We start from the raw sequence: 22190 nt of genomic DNA on the forward strand, positions 1-22190 counted from the left end.
ATTTTGCGAGAGAGGAATGAATGGGATGGGTAGCAAAATGGATAGACTGGTGCCAAGTGTATCTCGAATGATGTCTGATATTGAACATCTATCGATGTTTGTTGATCCATCTAAACCCGGTTGGACGCGTCGTCCATTTACGAAGCAGTATGCTGACGGCAGGCGCTGGCTGACCGAGAAAATGGAGGAAGCGGGACTGTCTGTTTCGCTGGATGCAGCTTCAAATTTGATAGGCAGCTTGCCTGGCAGCGATCCGAATTTAGCGCCTATCATGATTGGCTCCCATACGGATACCGTTACTGGCGGCGGGCGGTTCGATGGAATCATAGGAGTGCTGGCCGGCATAGAAATTGCCCGTTTGCTTCAACAAACAAGAACGCAGCTTCGGCATCCGCTGCAAATTGTCGATTTCACGGCAGAGGAGCCGAGTGAGTTTGGCATCTCCACGATTGGGAGCAGGGGGATGGTCGGCAATTTGCCTGAAGCGATGCTGGAGCTTCGCGACGATACTGGGCTGAAGCTTAGCGATGCGATTAATCAACAAGGGGGAAATGTCGAACGGCTGATGAGTGAGGCGAGGCAGCTGGGTGATGTAGCGCTCTACCTTGAGCTTCATATCGAGCAAGGTCCGGTGCTTGAGCAATCAGGCCATCAACTTGGGGCGGTGCTCGGTATCGTAGGTATTCATCGCTATCGTGTCACGCTCAAAGGTGCGCCAAATCATGCAGGGACGACGCCGATGACGCTTCGGAGTGATGCGCTGGCAGGCTTTTGCGAGATTGGTTTAGCATTTGAACGTCACTGCAACGATCATGCAAGCGTAGCCGTAGGCACGATCGGCAAAGTGACGAATGAGCCGAATGCATCCAATGTTGTGCCCGGCCTCGTTCGGTTTGAGCTTGAAATCCGCTCACTTGATCGTACGGTGGCTGACGCGGTTTACGCCGCTTTTGCTGCGGAGACGATCCAGATTGCTGCAAGGCGAGGCCTTCGTTTGTCGCTTGAGCTGCTGTCGAAGTCAGATTCCGTCATTGTCAAAAAGTCTGTGCTGGGTGGAGTGCTTGCAGCCTGTGCTTCTGTTGCTCCAGCTATTCACCTCGCAAGCGGGGCGGGGCATGATGCGAACCAGCTTGCGCGCATTGCGCCAATCGGCATGATCTTTGTTCCTAGCAAGGATGGCAGAAGCCATTGTCCCGAGGAATGGACCGATGAGGATGATATTGCTGCGGGTACGCAGGCTCTAGCCGCCGCATTGCTTTATTTTGATAAGGAGGATTTAAGCGGGTGGCATGATGGCTAAGACTCAGCATGTGCAGGTCAACGGTAAACGGTTATGGGATTCGATTCAAGCTTTGGGTTTAATCGGCGCAGATCCAAACGGCGGTGTAACACGGCTATCGCTCAGCAATGAGGAATTTATAGCGAGGCAATTTATTATCAGTGAAATGAAAGCAGCGGGACTAGAAGTCAGGCAGGATGAAGCGGGCAATCTAATTGGGCGATTGGAGGGGGAGGAGCCGCGGGCAGGAGCTGTAGTGACGGGCTCTCATATCGATACGGTCATTCAAGCAGGCCAATTCGATGGAGCGCTCGGTGTACTTGGGGGTATTGAGGTTTTGCGAACGATCAAGGAGCAGTCAATCAGGCATGATAGACCTTTCGAGGTTATTTGCTTTACGGACGAAGAGGGCGTGCGCTTTGGATCCGGCTATTTGGGAAGCCGTGCGATGGCAAATACTTGGGATGAAAAGTGGCTGGATCTTACGGATTCTTCCGGCATGTCGCTTCGCGAAGCGATGGAGCATGGCGGCTTGAACCCTGATCAAGCAGCTCTTGCAAGTCGCAGATCAGAAGCCATTCATGCCTATGTTGAGCTTCATATTGAGCAAGGACGAGTTCTGGAAGAGCTGAATAAAGCGGTTGGCATTGCAACAGCGATTTATGGACATCGCTGGTTCGAAGTGACCATTCATGGACGAGCGGACCATGCAGGAACAACGCCCATGAAGTTAAGACAGGACCCTATGCCTGCAGCAGCAGAGGTTGTGCTAGCTGTGGAACAAATCGCAGTGAAGTATGGGGGCGTCGTAACAACAGGGACGTTTAAGCTTGCGCCAGCTGCAATCAACGTAATTCCGGGTGAAGCGGTGTTTACACTCGATGTTCGGCATGAATCCTTGGAGTCGCTCAATAAGCTGGAGGCTGCGATAAAAGTCGAGTTGTCACGCCTTACTGCAGCAAGAGGGCTGACCTGCGCTATCCGGACATTAGATGCTGCTGTGCCTGTTCAAACGTCGGAGTATATTACAAAAGTGATTGCAGATAGCTGTGAGGATGCGGGTTTGCCTGCGGAGTATATGATTTGCGGCGCAGGTCATGATGCGGTGGTCATGAGTGAATTAGCGGAAATGGGGCTCATCTTGGTACGTTCAAAGGATGGCATCAGTCATCATCCACTTGAATGGAGCAGCCAAGAGGACTGTGAAGCAGGAGCAAACGTACTGCTGCAAACTCTTATTCAGCTAGGAAATGATGTAAATTAATAATTCCGATTGACATAATGGGGTATAAAGTTTAATAATAGTGGTAACAAGTTATTGATTAGTGATAATACAAAGGGGAAGGAGGATGACAAACGAGTGAATGTATTCCTCGAAGCTTATGACTATGTGATTGCTAACAGCGACAGATTTTTGGAAGCGGTCAAGGTGCATTTAAGCATAAGTCTCTACGCGCTCCTTATTGCTTTCGTCGTATGTGTGCCGCTCGGTATATTATGTGCCAAGAAAGAGTGGCTGACCGGTCCGATTATGGGACTGTTCAACTCCTTGCGAGTCATCCCAAGCCTTGCGGTTTTAGTCATTATTTTACCGATCATGGGAACTGGCTTTGCACCGGCATTAGTTGCATTAACGCTGCTTGCTTGTCCGCCTATTCTCATTAATACATACATGGGCTTTAGAGGTATTGAGCCGGCGATTATTGAAGCTGCTTCAGGCCTTGGTATGGGAGAGAAAATGATTATGCGGAAAATCGAGCTGCCGTTAGCTGCTCCGCTGCTGCTGTCAGGATTAAAAACAGCCGCCGTAGAAGTTATCGCCAGTGCAACATTGGCCGCATTCATCGGAGGAGGCGGGTTGGGAACGTTTATTATCAACGGTCTTGGCATGTACAAATTCTCATTGCTGCTTGTCGGGGCGCTGCCGGTAGCGCTGCTAGCTATTTTATCGGAGATCGGATTTGCTGGAATTGAAAGAGCAGTAACCAAATATCAGCGTGTATAATGAAAGGGGAAAATTCAGATGAAAAAGAATTGGGTAAGCTTGGCATTGTTGATTATAAGTGTGGTACTCGTTATTAGCGCTTGTTCTTCTAAGGGAGGTTCAGGCAAAGAAAAGATTAAAGTCGGCTCGAAAAACTTTACGGAATCATTGATTTTGGGTGAAATGTACGCACTGGCACTTGAGGACGCAGGTTACAAGGTAGATCGCAAGCTCAATCTTGGCGGCACACTCGTTGCCCATGAAGCGCTCAAAAAAGGCGACATCGACTTTTATCCGGAGTATACAGGAACAGGCTTAATCAACGTATTGGAATTGCCGCCAAACTCCGATGCCAAAACCGTATATGATACTGTAGCAAAAGGCTACAAAGAGAAATTCAACCTGGTTTGGCTGGAGCCAACAAACGCAAACGATTCACAAGGTCTCGTTACAACAAAGAAAATTGCTGAAAAATATAATCTTTACAAAATATCAGATTTGGTGAAATTAGCTCCTGAGCTTAACCTCGCTGCTGTTCCTGAGTTTGAAGAGCGCGAAGACGGATTAAAGGGACTAAATACTTTCTACGGTAAAATGAACTTCAAAAGCATCAAGCTGTTTGATTATGGCATCAAATATCGCGTAACACTAGATGGCGAAGCGGATGTAACAGTTGGCTTCACGACAGATGGCGATTTGACGAACCCGGATCTTGTATTGCTTGAGGATGATAAGAAGTTTTGGCCTCCTTACTTCGTAGCTCCAGTGCTTCGTGGCGAGCTGAACGAGAAGGACCCTGAAATTGCTAAAGTGTTGAACAAAATTTCTGCAAAGCTGGATAACACAACTGTTCAGAAGCTGAACGCGCAAGTGGATATCGACAAGAAAGAATACGCGGATGTAGCGAAGGCATTTTTGGAAGAGCAAGGCTTATTGAAAAAATAATTCATAATTAAATGCAGCGGGGTTTCTCCATTTTGGGGAAGCCCCCTTCCTACAGGAGTTGATATAAAATGAGCAAAGAGGCCATTATTTTTGAGCAGGTGTCCAAAACATTTCCAAAGTCTGCGAATCCCTCCGTTAATGAAACGAGCATTATTATTCCGCAAGGCTCCTTTGTTACGATTCTGGGTGCTTCAGGCTGCGGCAAAACGACCTTGCTAAAAATGGTAAACCGAATTATTGAACCGACCGCAGGCACGATTTCGATATTTGGCAAAGACATTCGCAGCTTGCCCGTGACGGAGCTTCGCCGAAGCATCGGTTATGTAATCCAGCAGGTAGGGTTGTTTCCGCATTTGTCGATTGAACAAAATATTGCAACGGTCCCCAATATACTGGGCTGGGAACGCCAAAAAACAGCGGAGAGAATCGATTATTTAATGGATCTTGTTCATTTGCCTGCAAGCTATAAGAAGCTTTATCCGCGGCAGCTGTCAGGTGGACAGCAGCAGCGTGTAGGGATTGCTAGAGCGATGGCAGGTGATCCAGCTATATTGCTGATGGATGAACCGTTTGGAGCGATTGACGCTATTACGCGTACAAAGCTGCAGGATGATTTTAAGCAAATACAACATGAGCTTGGCAAAACCGTATTGTTTGTGACGCATGACGTGGAAGAGGCGATGAAGCTCGGCGATCATATGATCGTGATGAACGAAGGGACGATCCAGCAGTATGATACGCCTCTTGCCATCATGTCCAAGCCGAGTAATGCTTTCGTATCGCAACTGATTCAAGCTGATGATTTGTTCCAACAGCTTCACCTGATTCGGGCAGATGAGAAAATGATTGCGCTGGAAGAACCGGCTGGATCTGATATTCCCCGTATGCCCGCTGGTGATAGTTTAAAGTCGGCGCTTCAAATTCTGCTGCAGCAAAATGCACCGTATGTTGCTGTGGAAAATACCGAACATGAAATCATTGGCAAAATAACGCTTGAGCAATTGAAGCTGCAGAACGGCAGGTGAGAGGAATGCTTGACTATTTAACCCGCCATTATGATGATTTGTTAACCTCGTTGCTGGAGCATATTTATCTCACCTTTGTTTCGTTATTTATCGCACTTGTTATTGCGCTGCCATTAGGTTATTGGCTGTCGAGGCATCGGCGGATTTCCGTTCCTATTTTGTCCGTACTCGGCATTATCTATGCGATTCCAAGCCTCGGGATGTTCGCTTTGCTTATTCCGCTAGTTGGCCTCGGCAGCAAGCCGGCGATTATCGCATTAGTGGTATATAGTCAGCTGATATTGGTGCGAAATGTCATTTCAGGCTTTCAATCGATTGAACCTTCGATTATTGAAGCAGCCAAAGGAATGGGCTATGGCAAGTGGAGGCTGTTCGTCCATATCGAGCTGCCGTTGGCACTGCCTGTCATTATTGGCGGCATTCGCATAGCATCGGTATCGGTAATAGGTATCGCAACCATAGCGGCGTGGATTAATGCCGGCGGGTTAGGCGGTATTTTATTCGAAGGCTTATATCAAAACTCAGTGCCAAAAATGGTATGGGGCACGCTGCTCGTATCGTTATTAGCTTTATCTACAAATACGATTTTGCTGCAAGTTGAAAAATCAACGATGCGCAGAGCACGCGGAGAACAAAGGGTATGATATACTGATCCTTATAATTGACTACTATTGTAAATATTTTGAGGTGCAATGATGAATGGAACTCAAACATTAGGACGTGCTATCGATATTTTATTCGTGCTCGCTGAATCGGGTGCAACGCTCACGGTTAGTGAAATTGCGGAGAAGGTAGGCATCCCCGACAGTACCGCATATCGTTTTATTCAAACACTTATAAAAAATGGTTTCGTAGAGCGCAAGGGCAGAGGGCAAATCGGTTTAGGTCTTCGTATTTTTGATTTAGCAAGAAGCTTATCGCAGCAAATCGAGAAGGAGCTTCTTACGATTGCGAGGCCGATAATGGAGGATCTCACTGCACTTACGAATGAAACGACGGTGCTTTTTGTCCGCTCCGGTTCCAAAGCCATTTGTATCGAAAATGTAACGAGTAAACGTTTGATTAGGCTTTCTATTGAAAATGGCAGAATATTGCCGCTTAATTCAGGCGCTTCAGGGAAAACGCTGCTCGCTAATGAAAATGACAAAGTTATTGAAGAAATGTGCAAGCTTTTTGGCGAAGATGCCGGCAAACCATTGCTTTTGCAAGAAATGCATCGTATTAGGGAAGCGGGTTATTGCTTTACTTTGGGTGAGGTGGATACGGATGCTTTCGCAATTGCTGCCCCTATTTTTGATCCTCAGCAGCGAATCGTAGCCAGCTTATCTGCAGCAGGACCTATCCATCGGCTTAACGAGAATGAAATTCCCAATGTGATCCAATATGTAAAAGCGGCTGCATCACAAATTTCGTGCAAGCTCGGTGGTTTGGCATAAGTATTTTCAAATAAGATGTAGAAGAGTAGCGGAGCGCAAATAAGCGATCCGCTTTTTTTTATTGATTCAGTGTGGAATGAAATTAAATATTTGGGGATAGTAAGGGGGGAGTTAAATTCAAGAATCAAAAAGGATGGTGTATTTTGCATGCAACAACATAAAAAGGCAATTGGATTGGATGAACAACGCAATAAGATTGGGAGGTTTGCTGCAAGGTACATAGGTGCTGCATTACTCGCGATCACATTGATGTTCAGTATGCCTCATACTGGTCAAGCGATTGGCAAAAATGCTAAGGGTCCAGATGTCTATGTTATTCAAGGCATGCTGAAATCTCTGGGCAGCTATTCTGGTAAAATTGACGGTCGTTATGGGCCTTCTACAGTGCGCGGCGTAAAATATTATCAAAAAACACATGGCTTGCCTACAACAGGCGCCGTAGATGCTAAAACACTACAATCTATTTCTTATTCCTATTCGGAGAAGAAAGCAGCAACGAAGGCAAAAACGCAAGCAAAATGGAAAGGTAAAGCAAAAGGACTCGGCAACGGTAAAGGCGCTGGCAATGGAGCTGGTGGCGGTGCGGGCGGCGGTGCAGGCGGAGGAGCAGGCGGCGGAGCAGGTGGCGGTGCAGGCGGCGGAGCTGGTGGCGGTGCAGGCGGCGGAGCAGGTGGCGGTGCAGGCGGCGGAGCAGGTGGCGGTGCAGGCGGCGGAGCTGGTGGCGGTGCAGGCGGAGGAGCAGGTGGCGGTGCAGGCGGCGGAGCAGGTGGTGGCGCAGGCAGCGGAACTGGTGGCGGTGCAGGCGGCGGAGCTGGTGGCGGTGCAGGCGGCGGAGCTGGAGGTGGCGCAGGCGGCGGAGCTGGTGGCGGAGCAGGCGGCGGAACTGGTGGCGGTGCAGGCGGCGGAGCTGGCAGAGGTTATGGTGAGAACCAAGGCAAAGGCGGCGGATTTGGCGGAGGCCAAGGAGAAAACCGTGGCAAAAGCGGCGGCATTGGCGGAGGCCAAGGAGAAAATCGTGGCAAAGGCGGCGGGTTTGGCGGAGGCCAAGGAGAAAACCGCGGTAAAAGCGGCGGCATTGGCGGAGGCCAAGGAGAAAACCGCGGTAAAAGCGGCGGCATTGGCGGAGGCCAAGGAGAAAACCGTGGCAAAGGTGGCGGTATTGGCGGAGGTCAAGGCAATAACCAAGGTATCGGTGGAGGCAACTCTAATAACCAAAGCAACAAAGCTCCATCAGAAAATCAAGGCAAGGGCGGCGCTCAAACGGAAAACCAAGGGCCGAATGGAAGCCATTAAGCAACTCGTATCATTGATGATATGGGAAGCAGAGAATAAAAGTTTTTTAACTAATGGAACGATATAAACTTAAAAGGGGCTGTACCTAAAGAATTTCCTAATCATACAGCCCCCACACTTCACGTAATATGCTGGCAAAAAAAGAACCTTCAGATTCACTTTCATAGTGGTTTTGAAGGTTCTTTTGCACATACTATGGGATTCTTTCACACCGATTTACCCTTTTGGGATAACCCCTTTTCTAATTAGGCAAATATGTACTTCTACATTGTTCTTCATTATTTTCTATCATGCATATTCGCAGGATAGCGGCATCTTTCTCACATTTACGTGTAGCTATATTGTATTTCCTACAATATAAGCGCTCTTAAAGTGCTAAAATGACAGACCATATAGCAAGTTATTGCGAAAATACAACATAACTCTCCAACACAGCTAAAAAGGCCGAAGTTCCTGCAATCGTACAGGATAGCTGGACATAGATCGCGGAGATTGGTGTTGGACACATCTCAAAATAGCATCAAAATAAAGAAAAAGTGTAAACTCGCTTACCTAAAGTAGTAATAACAAGGACAAAGATGCGTTCGTTGTCGGTAAGACGAATAATTGAATCCGGAAGTGTATACGGTCAGATCAAGAATAACCAGGGATTTTGGCGTTTTCTGATTCGCGGCTTGCCTAAGGTAAGTCTAGAGGTCGGGTGTCTTTCGCTTGCCTACAATCTGCTTAACCAAGCAGCTATAGACCAAAACAGAAAAATAGCGGACAGGAATAGTCCTCCACCGCTATTTTTTCATGTTTCCCAACATTTTTGTTCATAGTGTGCTCTCTGTCTAGCGTACTTATTACTTTTGAGACTGCATCATTCTTATGCTTTTGGATGTTTCAATAACAGTCATTCTGCTTGCGATTATGCGATTTGCGTAATAACAAGATGAGCTGAAACAGGTCTTGTTCCTCCAGCGAGAGGTGTGATCGTAAGTGCCGTGGAATTGCCCGCAGGGTTTCGCACGGTGAGTATTGAATTAATGACAGTCGTTTGTATAAGAGCCATCCCTACAATTTGAGAAGTACCTGTTGCTCGGCCAACCACTGTATAAGCTAGATCAGCGCCATTAACGGTTAAAATCAGCTGCCCCGGTTCGGTCACACTTACTTGAAACAAAATCTGATACGTTCCAATTACAGCTAAGTTAAACGTAGTAGCACCAGTACGAGTAATGTTAGTTCCGCTAGTAGGTCCATCTTGCGGGAAACTTACATCTGCACCGACAGCAACTGTTGCTGCATTATCAGGCGGCATCAATGCAAAAAAATCAGCGAAGCTTAATACCCCTCCGGCTACGCCAGTTGCGCCTGTAGCTCCAGTTGCCCCGTTAGTACCAGTCGCACCAGGTGTCCCATTAGTACCCGTTGCACCCGTTGCGCCTGTAATACCAGGTGCCCCATTAGTGCCAGTCGCGCCAGTTGCGCCAGCAGCTCCAGGTGCTCCATTAGTGCCAGTCGCGCCAGTTGCGCCAGCAGCTCCAGGTGCCCCATTAGTGCCAGTCGCACCAGTTGTTCCTACTGAACCAGGAATACCCTGGGGTCCTTGAGGTCCGGTTGGTCCTGCCGGAGCAGTTACATTTACTTGAGGAGGAGGACATGTTACCTTCACAATCTTTTTAACAACTCTATTACAGCGTTTTTTTCTTTTTCTGGATCTGCATACTATTACACGTATGTTTTTGCAGCGCTTTTTTCTACGCAAACAGCTCACTAAAGACACCTCCCTAGATCATTTAGTGTACGTTTATACCATTTTTTAAGGTTGGATGAATAACCATTTTTAACTAGACTAAAAACTATATTAAGAAAAATGGGTTAATGATAGGGTCATTTTGATGACCAAAAGTTGGGTCTATTAGACTTTTTATGGAATATAGGATATGATTCTATCGAATAATCGATAGAGTGAGAGCTATGCTCATAAAGGAGAGGATGTAGTGAGGTTCAAAGGGAAAACAACCGTTATTATTGGAATCCTGCTGATGTTTATGCTGGGAAACGCCATGCAGGCATTTGCGTATGATGCGCAATTAAAGCCCTATCGTGATGTACCTGTTAAGGATTGGGCAGCCGAATCTATTTATCGTTTAGTCGCACTTGGAGTCGTTTCTGGATATGAGGATGGAACCTTTCGTCCAAGCGCCGAACTTACGAGAGAAGCATTCGTAAAGCTGCTAGTACAATCCGTTAAACCGGTGATAGATAAAGAGAAATCTGCTGGACTCTCTGATGTAGCCAAGGATCGTTGGTCTTATGCCTTTATTAAACCCGCATATGACGCTGGTTGGTTGGATTTGCTCATCGTAAATGGGAAATTTAATCCGAGCCAAAATATTAAGCGTGAGGAAGTAGCAGCCTTAACGGCTTTTGCACTGCTCCAAGGAAAAACGGCAGAAGAGAAGCAGCAATGGTTAGATACAGGCTGGCAAGAAGCTAGCGAGAAAGCGGCCTTTGCCGATATGAATCAAGTGGATAAAAACCTTGCACCATACGTGCTGCGTACATACGCGGATTCCATTATGCAAGGGGACAATAAAGGCTTGTTTCTTCCAAAAAAGTCGTTATCACGACGTGAAGCAGCCGCCATTGTTGATCGGATGATCAGCTCCCAAAGCGAAAGCCGCCAGCTTGAGGTATCAGCTTTTTTTGCAGCAGGTGGACCTTACAAGAAACTGGATAGATTCGCCGCCGCAGATGAGGTTATCTTTGACTGGGCTAAGCTTGACTACCAGGGAGCGGGCAAAGCATCCGTTCTTTTGTCGCCGCCAAGCGATTGGAAGCAGACTCTAACAGCGGCAGAAACGAGTGGTTCAACGAAGACGCTAATGATCTTTGGAAATACAACGCTTCAGAAGCTTGGTGATTTTATAATCGATGCTGAAGCTCGCAAAGCATTTGTTAGTTCTGTAGCCGAGGCAGCCGCTAATCCTTTGTACGGTTTTGAGCGAGTGGCGATTGATTTTGAAGGCATGGTACCTGCTGAGTATAAGCAGCCTTTCGTTGAGCTGCTTCGTGCAATTAAGGCAGAACTAAGCAGTGAAATATCACTTACGGTAGTTGTACCGCCTTCTTATTATTATGCAGGTTACGATTACAAACAAATTGGCGAACTGGCTGATGAAGTTATATTGATGGCCTATGAATTTACGCATGAGGAAAGTGGATTGCCGTCTGCGCCGCTTACGCTTGTTGGCGATTCCGTACGCAATATACTCTCGTATATTCCAGCAGATAAGCTGAAGCTAGGCATTTCTAAGCAGGCTAACCAATGGACAACAAAGGCAGACGGTACTGTAGAGTTTTTCCGGTCGCCATCCATCGCAGCTGTAGAAAGTCGCTTAACAGCTGCGGATACCAAATCCGTCATGCAGCTGCCGTACTTTTTGAATCAAATTACGTTTAAGGACGATAGAGGCTCGCATTTGCTCTGGTATGAGAATACGCAAAGCATCGAAGCCAAAATACGTTTAGCGAAAGCGTTTGGCTTGCGCGGTGTTGCGGTATGGCAAATCAATCAATTAACGGATGCCGATTGGACAATGATCTCTTCTTATCATCATTAAAAAAAAAATAGGACAAAGCAGGCTGATACAGCTGCTTGTCCTATTTTTTATTGCCATTAGTAGCCAGACCCTTAGAATTATACCCTTATACCTTAGTTTCTTACATCGTCACATTATGAATGCGCTTTTATAATTGAATTATCGCCTTGAAGCGATCGCTTCTCCGCATAGGCTGTTCGATAATCGGTTGGGGTTAGATTTGTTTCTTTACGGAAAAATTTCGTGAAATGATTCGTTTCTTTAAAACCAGATTGATCGGCAACCTCCTTAATACTGCGAGAAGTTGTCGTTAAGAGCTGTTTGGCGCGATCTATTCGTTTGCGGCTGACGTATTTAAGCGGAGGCATCCCGAAATGTTTTTTGAAATAGGAGCTGAAATAGTTGGGATGAAGGTGAACAGATTCGGCCATTTGATCGACGCTGATGCTCGTATGAAGACGACTGTCTACATATTGCTGTATGACGTTCAAACGGTTCATCTCCTCGGTTCGGTGCTGCAGTACGCGAATCGGAACGGATTCGAGAAAACAGCTTATGATTTCTAGCAATACAGCTTTTTCGCGGAGCCTAGCAACGATTGAATCTTGTTTATGCCATTCAATGAGATCATGGAACAAGCGCGTCATGCTGCTCGTATTTTTAATATTGATGCAGAGAGGAACTCCAATCCACTGAAAAAGATCAAGTGGACCTGCCATGATATTGAAATGGCACCAATACTTTAAGTATGGGCGATGATTTAAAGAGGAGAACGATATCTTTGTATGCGCAGGAGTGAGAAACAGCTGGCCGGGTTTAGGATAATAGTCGTCGTTGCCGATGCGAATCCAGCCTTCCCCCTCGCAAATAAAATAAAGCTTATTGTACTCGGGAACAGAGTCGGTTTCTCCCCAATTTAGAGAGACTTGCGTTTTATGCGCCATAAGCAATTTTAGCTGCAGCGACTGCAGCAGCTCAGATAACGCATGTTGTTCACTTGTTCTATCCACCTGCGGCACCGCCATCCAATGTTTTTTGAAGGATTATTAATATAGTAATGGATTGTTCTCTTAAATAAAAGATGAATGAATGAAAAGGGGATTGGAAGATGACGCTGGTTGAAGAAACGCGCTTATGGTATAAGGAGCCTGCCTCCAATTGGGAGGAAGCGCTGCCTGTTGGCAATGGGAAGCTCGGAGGCATGGTATTTGGTGGCATAAGCCGTGAGCGGATTGCTCTGAACGAAGACAGCGTATGGTATGGCGGACCGCGTGATCGCAACAATCCAGATGCACTGCCGCATTTGCCGAAAATTCGTGAGCTGCTGAGTGAGGGAAGACTGCATGAAGCGCATGATTTATCTGCGATGGCTTTATCTGGCGTTCCCGAGACGCAGAGGCACTATATGCCGCTTGGAGATTTAGAGCTAAACTTAAGATATGATTCGAAAGAAGAAGTACGAGAATATGTCCGAGCTCTCGATATCACCAACGGTATTGCAAGTGTAACCTTTACTAAAGGAGACGTGTATTTTGCTCGTGAGACATTTGCTAGTTTCCCAGATGAAGCGCTAGTTACAAGATTCTCAGCAGATAAACCGGGAAGCATCAGCTTTACAGCTCGTTTACTGCGCGGCAGCAATCGCTACTATGACGAGCTGGTGAAAGCAGACGAGAATACGATTGTGATGCGCGGCATGTGCGGCGGTTCAGGCGGATCTGATTTCCGAACTTCATTGCGCGCGGTTGCGGATGGCGGTTCAGTATCAATTATTGGCGAGCATCTCATCGTGGAAGGCGCCAATAGCGTAACGCTTCTATTAACCGCAGCAACTTCTTTCCGTCATGCTGACCCGGAGACATACACTGTCCATGCAGGAGTCCGTGCTGGCTTAATAAGCTATGATGAGTTGAAATCGCGCCATATTCAAGATTTCACTTCATTGTCAAAGCGGGTACAGCTTCGCTTAACGGATGCTGCTCATTCGAATGCTGCCGATGTACCTACAAATGAGCGCTTAAAGCAAGTTCAAGAAGGCAGTCCCGATGTTGGATTAATGGCTTTATATTATCAGTTTGGCCGCTATTTGCTTATTTCAAGCAGTCGTCCGGGCTCGCTTCCTGCCAATTTGCAAGGCATCTGGAATGAGAAGATGCTGCCGCCATGGGACAGCAAATATACGATTAATATTAATACACAAATGAATTATTGGCCGGCAGAAGCGGGCAATCTGGCAGAATGCCATGAGCCATTATTTGATCTCATCGAGCGGATGCGTGAACCTGGCAGAATAACCGCAAGAGCAATGTACGATTGTGGAGGTTTTGTCGCTCATCATAATACCGATATTTGGGGCGATACCGCTCCACAGGACATTTATTTGCCAGCCTCGTATTGGACGCTTGGTGCGGCTTGGCTTTGCCTGCATATGTGGGAGCATTATGAGTATGGCCTTAATGATGCTTTTCTTGAGCAGATATATCCAACCTTGAAGGAGTCGGCACAATTTTTTGTGGATTTCTTGACGGAAACAGAGGATGGCCTGCTCGTATTGAATCCTTCCGTATCTCCTGAGAACACCTATTTATTGCCAAATGGACAATCGGGTACGTTATGCATCGGTGCATCGATGGATAGTCAAATTTTATATGAATTGTTTACGGCTTGTGCAGAAGCGGCGAAAAAGCTCGGCATCGACTCATCGGAGCAGGAACTTTGGCACAATATGAGAGCCCGTTTGCCGGAGCCTGCAATCGGCAAGCATGGGCAAATTCAAGAATGGATGGAGGATTACGAGGAAGCGGAGCCGGGACATCGTCATATCTCACATTTATTCGCCCTGCATCCGGGTAAGCGCTTTACGGTTAGAGGGACACCTGAATGGGCAAATGCTGCCAGAGTAACGCTAGATCAAAGGCTTGCAAGCGGCGGCGGTCACACGGGTTGGAGTAGAGCGTGGATTATTAATTTTTGGGCAAGGCTTGAGGATGGGGAGAAGGCGTATGCGAATGTGCAAGATCTGCTAGGTCATTCCACGCTGGCAAATCTGTTTGATAATCATCCTCCGTTCCAAATCGATGGCAACTTCGGAGGCGCTGCAGGCATAACGGAAATGCTGCTTCAATGCCATGCGGGCAGCCTGCATGTATTGCCTGCTTTGCCGGAAGCATGGCCGGATGGAGAAGTGACAGGTCTCCGTGCAAGAGGCGGCTTCGAGGTGGACATCCGCTGGTCAAATGGCTTGCTTGTTGAGGCTCGCATACGTGCTGCAGCAGCTAATAGCTGTGTCGTTCAAAGCAGCATTCCGCTCATCGTTAGGGAAGATGGCCATGAGGTGAAAGACGTATTCAGCAAGGATGGGCTTGTATCATGGACGGTGAGTGCCGGAAGCGGGTACGTGCTTTCTCCGAAGTAAGGGTTTGCCTAAGAAGCCAGCTGTACCTGATAATCGGGTGCAGCTGGTTTCTTAGCTTTGCCGGCTTTTCTCGGCTGGAGACATTCAATTCTTGAGGGCTTTGCCAATCCGACGGACGCCCTCATAAATTTGCTGATCGTCCAAATGCCCGTATCCAAGCAGCATCCGGTTATTCGGCAGCAAAGCCGCAAATACAGATGCTGCTTCCAACCGGTTCATTAAATCTTCCGGCAGCTGCGCTTCAAACTGAGCGACCAGATGCAAACCAGCCGCTCGTCCACATATTTGGTAAGGCAGGGGAATTTGCTCATGTAAAGCATCAAGCAGGAGCTGGCGTCTCTTTTTGTACAATTTTTTCATTTTTAAAATATGAGCATTAAGCGATCCGCTGTTCATGAAACGAATCAAAGCGAGCTGCTCAATCATAGGCGTTTGATAGTCAGACAGCCGCTTAAGCTGACGGCAGGGCTCGACTAGCGGTTCAGGGACAATCATATAGCCGATTCGCAGCGAAGGGAACATGACTTTGCTGAAGGTTCCAATATAGACTACCTGCTTAGGACATAAACTTTGGAGTGAATGGATAGGAGCGCCGTCATACCGGAATTCGCTGTCATAATCATCTTCGAGGATATAGCTGCCGTTTTGGCGGGCGTATTCAACTAATTCAATCCGCCTTTGTATTGGTAAAATGCCGCCAAGCGGGAATTGATGAGAGGGTGTGACATAAATGCATTTTGGAAGAAGGTCTACGGGAAGCTTGTGGGTTAATAGGCCGGAATCGTCAACGGGAATGCCATGTAGCGCGGCTCCTGTAGAAGTTAATATCGTCTTTAAATCTACATTGGACGGATCCTCGACTAAAACATCTTCCCCATCTCTCAGCAGCAGCTTAACAATCAGCTGAAGCGCCTGTACCGCACCGTTTGTAATTATAATTTGTTCGGGATTGCTGACGACTCCTCTTGAAATCCACAGCTGCTTGGATAGCAGACGACGCAATTCCAAATCGCCGGACGGATCTCCATAACCTAATTCAGCAATAGAGGAATCCATGCATACACTTTGCAAAATAGAGCCCCATTTTTTCATCGGAAAAAGATTCAGTGCTGGCAGGCCCGTACGAAACGAGATGAAATCGAGCTCTGATGTGTTCGTCGATTGTGCTAATGAAGCGGGTAATGGTAACGGTGACGCCTTCGTGAAGCCAAGCAAGCAGGCTCCTTGAGCGACATAAGTTCCTGCACCAGAGCGGCCTGTTATGTATCCTTCAGCCAATAAAAGCTCATAGGCTTCCAAAATCACGTTGCGTGAGACATGAAGCTGCGAGGCAAGCTCTCTAGTAGATGGAAGCTTGTAGCCAGCAGGCAGCTCACCCGAGAGAATAGCACCTTGGAGTGAGTTGAAAACCTGGCGAAACATAGGCAAATTCGCTTGTCTATCGATGGACAGCCACAAAATATCCAGACTCCTTTGGAAGTGGTACTATGAAAATGCCTGTTTAATGGCACTACAACCAGCTAACGCCCCTTTGCTACAGTATACATGAAACAAAAGTAGAGGGGTTGCTGAATGTGAATCATTCTCGTATTATTGCGTATTTTGAGCTGACCATAGCCGCTATTCTCATCGGAAGCTCCATAGTAGCCGGCAAAATAACGACGATGCAGATGCCGGTTTTTTTGTCACAGGCGATTAGCCTTGTTATTGCTTTATTGCTGTTAATTCCGTTTTTGATGCTAAGCGGCAAATCCTCGCTCCGAGTCGGGAGAAAGGATTTTTTATTTTTACTGCTGCAAGCGTTTCTCGGGATGTTTTTATTCCGCGTATTCATGCTGTATGGCCTGCGGACCGCGCTCGCAACGGAAGCGGGTATTGTGACGAGCTTAACGCCGGCGGTCGTTGCTTTCCTTTCGTATATGATTTTAAAAGAAAAATTAACGAATCCGATTAAAATAGGCATCATTTGCTCCATACTGGGTGTTGTTAGCATTCAGGTGCCTGGATGGCTGATTCCTTCCTCTGCACCTCCGTCACAAGCTTCGTATATTGGACTTTTGCTCATTTTAGGCGCAGTTGTTGGGGAATCGATGCTTACGATCCTGCGCAAAATGACCGCAAGCAATGTCTCTTCACTGCTTGGGACAACCTATGTAACCTTGTTTTCATTCATCATGTTTTTGCCTATTGCGCTTGTTGAGGCTAAACAATACGATTTCAGCAGTGTAACTGTTGGCGATATCGGCCTGTTGTTTTATTACGGTATTTTCGTTACCGCCTTGGCTTATATATTATGGTTTCGCGGTGTTTCAAAAGTTAGTGCGGGAACAGCCGCTGTCTACACAAGCTGCATTCCGCTTAGCACTGTGCTTCTATCCTACGGCATTTTAAACGAACCTTTCTCATGGTCTCATCTCGTAGGGGGAGCGTTTGTTTGCTTAGGCATTTGGCAAGTTTCTAAGAGCGATTCATTAGTGCCGCGGAAGCTGAAAAAAAGCCCTAAAAGCAGCAGCGCTTAATCCTTATAAAGATCAATTCTCAGATTATAGAAACTCCATTGTTTCACACCCTATACATATGGGATAATTGATGTGGAACGATCATCAGGAATGGAGCTTGTGTATGAACAAATTCAGTATTAAGAAAAAAGCGGATTTAGCGCTTCTTTTCTCAGCGATCGGAATATTGGCAGCTTTTCCCTTTCATGAAACATTTATTGGAGGCCTGTTATTTTCCTTATTTAGTGCTGCAACGATCGGCGGACTGGCGGATTCCTTTGCGGTTAGCGCATTGTTTGGAAATCCTTTGCAAATAAAGTGGCCGGTCTGGATGGGAACCAACATCATTTCTCGGAATCGTGAGCGCTTGATTGGCGAGCTTGTCCAAATGGTTCAAAATGAATTGTTAACCATCCCGAATATTAGGGAGAGGCTTGACGAATACAATATTGCAGACGTTTTAGTCACATATTTGAAGCAGCACGGCGGCGAACAGGGTGTGAATGACATTTTGCAGCAGTTGGCGGATGATGTAATTACGACCATTGATTTGCAGGAACTGGCCAAAACCGTTCAAACCTTCCTTCTCGAGCATGCCGATTCGATTCCTGTAGCAGACATTGCTGCCGATGCTGGCGATTGGACCATTAAAAATGGTTACGATGATCGGATTATCGAGTTTATCATTCCGGAGCTTATCAAAATTGTGAAATCGGCACCATTTGGCGCTGTTGTAGGCCAAATCGTCGATTCAGCCATTCGTTCCTACGAAGGCGATAAGTTTAGAAGGAAGCTGATCGATTTCTCTGCAGGGCTGGAAGCGGCAAATATTAGCGGACGATTGCAGGAGTGGCTGGTATCTTTTCTACAGAAATTTCATGCTGAAGACCACCCGCAGCGCAAGGAAATCAAAGCTTTCATTGCGCAATTTGTTGCAAGGCTGCGTACGGATGAACAATTGCGCAGCCGGATAGAAGCGGGGAAAACAACGCTTCTGGCATCTGTTAAGGATGAGCTTAAGCTCGATGCGTTCATCCAGCGTGGACTGGAGTCCATTCGACTCGCTGCGGCTTCCAATGCGGAAGGCGAGCAAGTGCGCTATCCTTGGATCAAGAATAAAGTCGAAGAAGGAATAGCTTATGTAGTGGGAAATACAGAGCTGCTTACTCGRCTGGATCAATACGTGAAGACGACGCTGCTGAAATGGGTGGAGCAGAAGCATTCTTTTATCGGCAAAATGGTAACTGACAAGCTGAACAGCTTCTCTGAAGAAGAGCTTATCGAGCTGGTTAAAGAGAAAGCGGGACGCGATTTGCAGTACATTCGGATTAACGGAATCGGTATCGGAGCGCTTATCGGCGTAGTCCTGCATCTAGCGACGTTTTGGATTGGAGGGCGAGCATAAATGGCTATGAGAAAAAAAGCAAACCGCAGCTTAATATTGCTTGCCGCCTTGTTCGTCATTGCGGCTTGCTGCTTATATGTCTTCCCAGACCAGTGGTGGGCACGGATGCTGCTCTACACGACCGAAGCGGGGCTCGTTGGCGCATTAGCTGATTTATTTGCTGTCACGGTATTGTTCCGCCACCCATTTGGGTGGAAGTGGATTCCGCATACAGCGATCATTCCTAGAAATCGCGATAAGCTGATTGAAGGCGTCGCGAATATGGTCGAGCAGCAGCTGCTCAGCAAAGATTTGTTAAAGGAAAAGGTAAAGCAAATATCGCTTGTAGAGATCGGCATTTCATGGATCGATCGCCGACCAAACGGCATGCTCGCTGAGCAAGGCTGGACGCTGGTGGCTGGTCTGCTTGCCAAGCTGGATATTAAAGGTCTATCCGTCTTATTGGATGAGAAAGCACGGAAAAGCTTAGGCAAGATCAACTTGTCGCCTTACGCGGGCAAGGCGCTCAAATGGGTGATGGCTAAAGGCAATTTCCAAAGCTGGGTTAGCCAGATCGTTGAGTTTGCAGCGGCACGCGCAGCGGAAGAACAAACCAAGGTTGTCATTCGTGAGCTGCTTGGCAAGGAGAAGGAGAAGTTTGTAAATCAAGGCAGTATCTTCTCCAAGTGGCTCAAAAAAATGGCAGTGGAGATCGCTGAGTCAACGAATGCGCTGAATCTCGACGATGCTACAAATGTGCTGTTTGACGATTTGCAGCTGCTTATTAATGATTTGCGGAATCCTGAGCATGAGCTTCGTGTTTTACTGGAGGAAATGGTGCTGCAGCTTGCCGACAATTTGCAGCACCGCGAGGATGTTTCGGCTGCTGTAGATGAATGGAGAGATGAAGTGATTGAGAAGATCTCGTTGCTTCCTTCTATTGAAGCTTTGCTCGGCAACTTTAGACAGCTGCTGATCAGCGAACCGAAGCAGCAGCTAGCCTTGCCGCAGAAACATTCCGTCAATCCATCCGATATTAAGGAGCTGATTAATCAGTTCATTATGTCATACTGGGAGTGGTTCAAAGCAAACGAGGAAACGAAGGGCTGGCTGGAGCAATACGTGCAGAAATTCGTGCAGAAGATGATTGAAACCGAGCATGCAATAATCGGAATCATCGTACGCAAGACGCTTGATAGCTTCACAGAGCAAAAGCTGGTGCATTTCATCGAGAGCAAGGTCGAGACCGATCTGCAGCGTATTCGTTTGAACGGAGCTTATATAGGCTCAGCGCTCGGAGCGGCATTTTATATTCTGCTGTACGGAGTATACGAGCCGATTTTGAACTTGTTATAACACGAGAAGCAGCTGTTTCCAGCAGGTTTTTGAGACCTATTGGGACAGCTGCTTTTATTTTTGAGTGAGTTTGTCTTTTGATGATTGTATGAAGGTGCGCAGGTGCATCCGTTTATTTAATACTACACCATAAAGTTTGCAATTACCCCCGTGTAATCCGAAATACAGTCAGGTAGTATGTAGTTAGGTAATGGTTCCGTATTGAACATCTTTGAAAATGCATGAAGGGGAAGGTGAGAGGATGCTGCGTGCTTTAATAGTGGACGATGAATTCGAAATCCGCGAAGGTTTACGTAACCGCTTTCCATGGGAAACATTCGGAATTGACGAGGTACTGCTGGCTGATGATGGGGATACGGCATTAATGCTTGCACTAGATATGAGACCGGATCTTATCGTCACAGATATTAAAATGAACCGGATGTCGGGGCTGGAATTTCTTCGTTCGTTGACTGCCGTTGAAAATTATAAACCGGAAGCGATTGTTGTAAGCGGGTATGATGATTTTGAGCTGGTGAAGCAGGCGATTCAAATCGGCGTTATGGACTATATCCTGAAGCCGATCAATTTGGACGAGCTGACCCAAATCGTTAGAAAAACGATGGATCATATCCACCGAAAGAGAATGGACCAGCATAATGAACAGCAGCTTATTAATCAAGTGAGGTTTGCGATTCCAAAAATGCGCGAGGAGCTGCTCAGAGAAATGATTGAGCAGGACTATGATCCTTACCGTGAAGCACGGAGAAGACATCGCTTGCAGACTTTGAATTTGGAGTGGATAGCGAATCAGCATATGACGCTTGTTGTTGTGGAAGCTGATGATTTGAAAGCAATCGAGAATCGCCATACGAAGGAAAAGGATTTAATATTGTTCGGAATCGGCAATGTGGTCAATCAAACGCTGGAGGAAGATTATCCTCACCCCTTTGCGCTTTGCATGGACAGCAGCAATCGATGGATTGTCATTTTCAGCTGCTCGCGGCCAGAGCATGCGGAGCTGAGTCGGGGCATGGCGCAGCTTTGCTTACAGCGAATCAACGATTTCGTTAAGGTGAAAGCAAGCGCTGGCATGCGAACAACACCTTGTACATTTGAAAATCTTCATGAAATGTATGCGGAAGCGATAAACGTATTGGAGCAAAAGGCTGTATACGGAGGCAATCGATTATTTACGGAGCAGGGTTTATTTTATGAGGGTGACGGGAGTGACTTGTCGCTTAGCGAGCCTGAAGAGGTGCTCGATCTCGTGAAGTATGGCACGGATGAGGAAATTACAGCAGCGATGGATCGATTTGTGGAGATGGTACAAGCCTGGCGTCTCAATCAATTGCGTGACATTCAGCAAAAAATATTTGAATGGCTGTTCGAGGTGTTTCGCAGAGCAGCGGCGGCAGGTGTCCCAAGCAAAAACTTGGGCAGCAATCCGATCGCGGTGTGGGAGCTATTAGAGCAATACGATACACTGCAGTCGCTGCGTGTGCAAACAGAGCTGTTCCTACTTGCAATTGCAGCAGATTTCCGCAAGCTGTCCAATACGCCGAGCCAGATCGTTTATGAGGCGGAGAAAATATTGCATAGGGATTATGCTGAAAGCTTAACTCTTCAGAGTGTTGCAATGGCCGTTCATGTGACGCCGGTATGGCTGAGCAAGCTCTTTAAGAAGGAGAAACGGAAAACCTTTTTGGAATATTTGACAGAAATACGGATTGAGAAGGCGAAGGAAATGTTAGGCGACATCAAATACAAAGTGTATCAAATCTCATTTCAGGTAGGGTATAAGGACCCGGTTCATTTCTCGAAGCTGTTCAAAAAGCAGGTCGGCTGCACGCCGAAGGAATATAGACGACAAAGAGGCATTGCGGATGAAGAGCCAGCTGTGCCACACTAATGATATGAAAAATTGCGCTCAGCATGAAGCATGAAGAGGCAGACTCCTAGGTGATAATGGCATAACCTTGGGAGACTGCCTCTTTGCATTTTAT

Annotated in this window: 17 protein-coding genes and 1 pseudogene; 15 read left to right on the forward strand and 3 right to left on the reverse strand. The window is 46.9% G+C overall.

What is annotated here, in order from left to right; translation table 11 throughout:
- Positions 1–37: 37 nt before the first annotated feature.
- From AB4Z17_RS09825 to AB4Z17_RS09865, 9 genes and pseudogenes are all read left to right on the forward strand, one after another.
- Positions 38–1300 (forward strand): Zn-dependent hydrolase, encoded by a 1263-nt coding sequence (locus AB4Z17_RS09825; RefSeq protein ID WP_441911205.1) that lies wholly within the window; start codon positions 38–40, stop codon positions 1298–1300.
- Positions 1290–2543, forward strand: a complete 1254-nt coding sequence (locus AB4Z17_RS09830) for a Zn-dependent hydrolase (RefSeq protein ID WP_441959557.1) — start codon at positions 1290–1292, stop codon at positions 2541–2543. The genes AB4Z17_RS09825 and AB4Z17_RS09830 overlap by 11 nt, the downstream gene beginning before the upstream one ends.
- A gap of 96 nt (positions 2544–2639) precedes the next feature.
- The gene (locus AB4Z17_RS09835) at positions 2640–3284 is read left to right on the forward strand and encodes an ABC transporter permease (RefSeq protein WP_441959559.1); all 645 of its coding nucleotides are present in this window, start codon (positions 2640–2642) and stop codon (positions 3282–3284) included.
- Positions 3285–3302: 18 nt separating this feature from the next.
- Positions 3303–4208 (forward strand): ABC transporter substrate-binding protein, encoded by a 906-nt coding sequence (locus tag AB4Z17_RS09840; protein ID WP_441959561.1) that lies wholly within the window; start codon positions 3303–3305, stop codon positions 4206–4208.
- A 68-nt stretch (positions 4209–4276) separates the two neighbouring features.
- Positions 4277–5233, forward strand: coding sequence for an ABC transporter ATP-binding protein (locus tag AB4Z17_RS09845; protein ID WP_441959563.1), 957 nt, complete (start codon positions 4277–4279; stop codon positions 5231–5233).
- Between the two features lie 5 nt (positions 5234–5238).
- Positions 5239–5877: an ABC transporter permease gene (locus tag AB4Z17_RS09850; protein ID WP_441911213.1), complete on the forward strand. Its 639-nt coding sequence runs from the start codon at positions 5239–5241 to the stop codon at positions 5875–5877.
- A 48-nt stretch (positions 5878–5925) separates the two neighbouring features.
- Positions 5926–6669, forward strand: coding sequence for an IclR family transcriptional regulator (locus AB4Z17_RS09855; RefSeq protein ID WP_256710970.1), 744 nt, complete (start codon positions 5926–5928; stop codon positions 6667–6669).
- A 147-nt stretch (positions 6670–6816) separates the two neighbouring features.
- Complete coding sequence (locus AB4Z17_RS09860; protein ID WP_441959565.1) at positions 6817–7962, forward strand: peptidoglycan-binding domain-containing protein; 1146 nt, start codon at positions 6817–6819, stop codon at positions 7960–7962.
- Between the two features lie 584 nt (positions 7963–8546).
- A pseudogene (locus AB4Z17_RS09865) lies at positions 8547–8783 on the forward strand (hypothetical protein); the annotation flags it as partial.
- A gap of 89 nt (positions 8784–8872) precedes the next feature.
- Here AB4Z17_RS09865 and AB4Z17_RS09870 read toward each other — a convergent pair.
- The gene (locus AB4Z17_RS09870) at positions 8873–9619 is read right to left on the reverse strand and encodes a collagen-like protein (protein ID WP_441959567.1); all 747 of its coding nucleotides are present in this window, start codon (positions 9617–9619) and stop codon (positions 8873–8875) included.
- Between the two features lie 328 nt (positions 9620–9947).
- Between AB4Z17_RS09870 and AB4Z17_RS09875 the strand changes: the two genes are divergently transcribed.
- Complete coding sequence (locus AB4Z17_RS09875; RefSeq protein WP_441959569.1) at positions 9948–11573, forward strand: S-layer homology domain-containing protein; 1626 nt, start codon at positions 9948–9950, stop codon at positions 11571–11573.
- A gap of 113 nt (positions 11574–11686) precedes the next feature.
- Here the strand turns inward: AB4Z17_RS09875 and AB4Z17_RS09880 are convergent, their stop codons facing one another.
- The gene (locus AB4Z17_RS09880; RefSeq protein WP_441959571.1) at positions 11687–12562 is read right to left on the reverse strand and encodes a helix-turn-helix domain-containing protein; all 876 of its coding nucleotides are present in this window, start codon (positions 12560–12562) and stop codon (positions 11687–11689) included.
- 98 nt (positions 12563–12660) lie between these two features.
- Between AB4Z17_RS09880 and AB4Z17_RS09885 the strand changes: the two genes are divergently transcribed.
- Positions 12661–14967, forward strand: coding sequence for a glycoside hydrolase family 95 protein (locus AB4Z17_RS09885; RefSeq protein WP_441959573.1), 2307 nt, complete (start codon positions 12661–12663; stop codon positions 14965–14967).
- Positions 14968–15051: 84 nt separating this feature from the next.
- On the opposite strand, the gene pdxR is transcribed toward AB4Z17_RS09885, so the two are convergent.
- Positions 15052–16425 (reverse strand): MocR-like pyridoxine biosynthesis transcription factor PdxR, encoded by a 1374-nt coding sequence (pdxR, locus tag AB4Z17_RS09890; RefSeq protein WP_441959575.1) that lies wholly within the window; start codon positions 16423–16425, stop codon positions 15052–15054.
- 116 nt (positions 16426–16541) lie between these two features.
- Here pdxR and AB4Z17_RS09895 point away from each other — a divergent pair, with 116 nt between their 5' ends.
- From AB4Z17_RS09895 to AB4Z17_RS09910, 4 genes are all read left to right on the forward strand, one after another.
- Complete coding sequence (locus tag AB4Z17_RS09895) at positions 16542–17486, forward strand: DMT family transporter (protein ID WP_441959577.1); 945 nt, start codon at positions 16542–16544, stop codon at positions 17484–17486.
- A gap of 103 nt (positions 17487–17589) precedes the next feature.
- Positions 17590–18870: a DUF445 domain-containing protein gene (locus AB4Z17_RS09900; protein ID WP_441959579.1), complete on the forward strand. Its 1281-nt coding sequence runs from the start codon at positions 17590–17592 to the stop codon at positions 18868–18870.
- A complete protein-coding gene (locus tag AB4Z17_RS09905; protein WP_441959580.1) occupies positions 18871–20205 on the forward strand; it encodes a DUF445 domain-containing protein in 1335 nt (444 codons plus the stop codon). It abuts the gene before it with no gap.
- A gap of 241 nt (positions 20206–20446) precedes the next feature.
- Positions 20447–22096, forward strand: a complete 1650-nt coding sequence (locus AB4Z17_RS09910) for a response regulator transcription factor (RefSeq protein WP_441959582.1) — start codon at positions 20447–20449, stop codon at positions 22094–22096.
- Positions 22097–22190: the final 94 nt, after the last annotated feature.

The sequence above is a fragment of the Paenibacillus sp. TAF43_2 genome (assembly GCF_052113545.1).
In the GTDB taxonomy this organism is placed as follows: Bacteria; Bacillota; Bacilli; order Paenibacillales; family Paenibacillaceae; genus Pristimantibacillus.

Excerpts from the sequence above, each read along its gene's own strand:
- AB4Z17_RS09825 (WP_441911205.1), top strand. The coding sequence starts at position 38 with ATGGATAGACTGGTGCCAAGTGTATCTCGAATGATGTCTGATATTGAA.
- AB4Z17_RS09830 (WP_441959557.1), top strand. The coding sequence starts at position 1,290 with ATGATGGCTAAGACTCAGCATGTGCAGGTCAACGGTAAACGGTTATGG.
- AB4Z17_RS09840 (WP_441959561.1), top strand. The coding sequence starts at position 3,303 with ATGAAAAAGAATTGGGTAAGCTTGGCATTGTTGATTATAAGTGTGGTA.
- AB4Z17_RS09845 (WP_441959563.1), top strand. The coding sequence starts at position 4,277 with ATGAGCAAAGAGGCCATTATTTTTGAGCAGGTGTCCAAAACATTTCCA.
- AB4Z17_RS09850 (WP_441911213.1), top strand. The coding sequence starts at position 5,239 with ATGCTTGACTATTTAACCCGCCATTATGATGATTTGTTAACCTCGTTG.
- AB4Z17_RS09855 (WP_256710970.1), top strand. The coding sequence starts at position 5,926 with ATGATGAATGGAACTCAAACATTAGGACGTGCTATCGATATTTTATTC.
- AB4Z17_RS09860 (WP_441959565.1), top strand. The coding sequence starts at position 6,817 with ATGCAACAACATAAAAAGGCAATTGGATTGGATGAACAACGCAATAAG.
- AB4Z17_RS09885 (WP_441959573.1), top strand. The coding sequence starts at position 12,661 with ATGACGCTGGTTGAAGAAACGCGCTTATGGTATAAGGAGCCTGCCTCC.
- AB4Z17_RS09905 (WP_441959580.1), top strand. The coding sequence starts at position 18,871 with ATGGCTATGAGAAAAAAAGCAAACCGCAGCTTAATATTGCTTGCCGCC.
- AB4Z17_RS09910 (WP_441959582.1), top strand. The coding sequence starts at position 20,447 with ATGCTGCGTGCTTTAATAGTGGACGATGAATTCGAAATCCGCGAAGGT.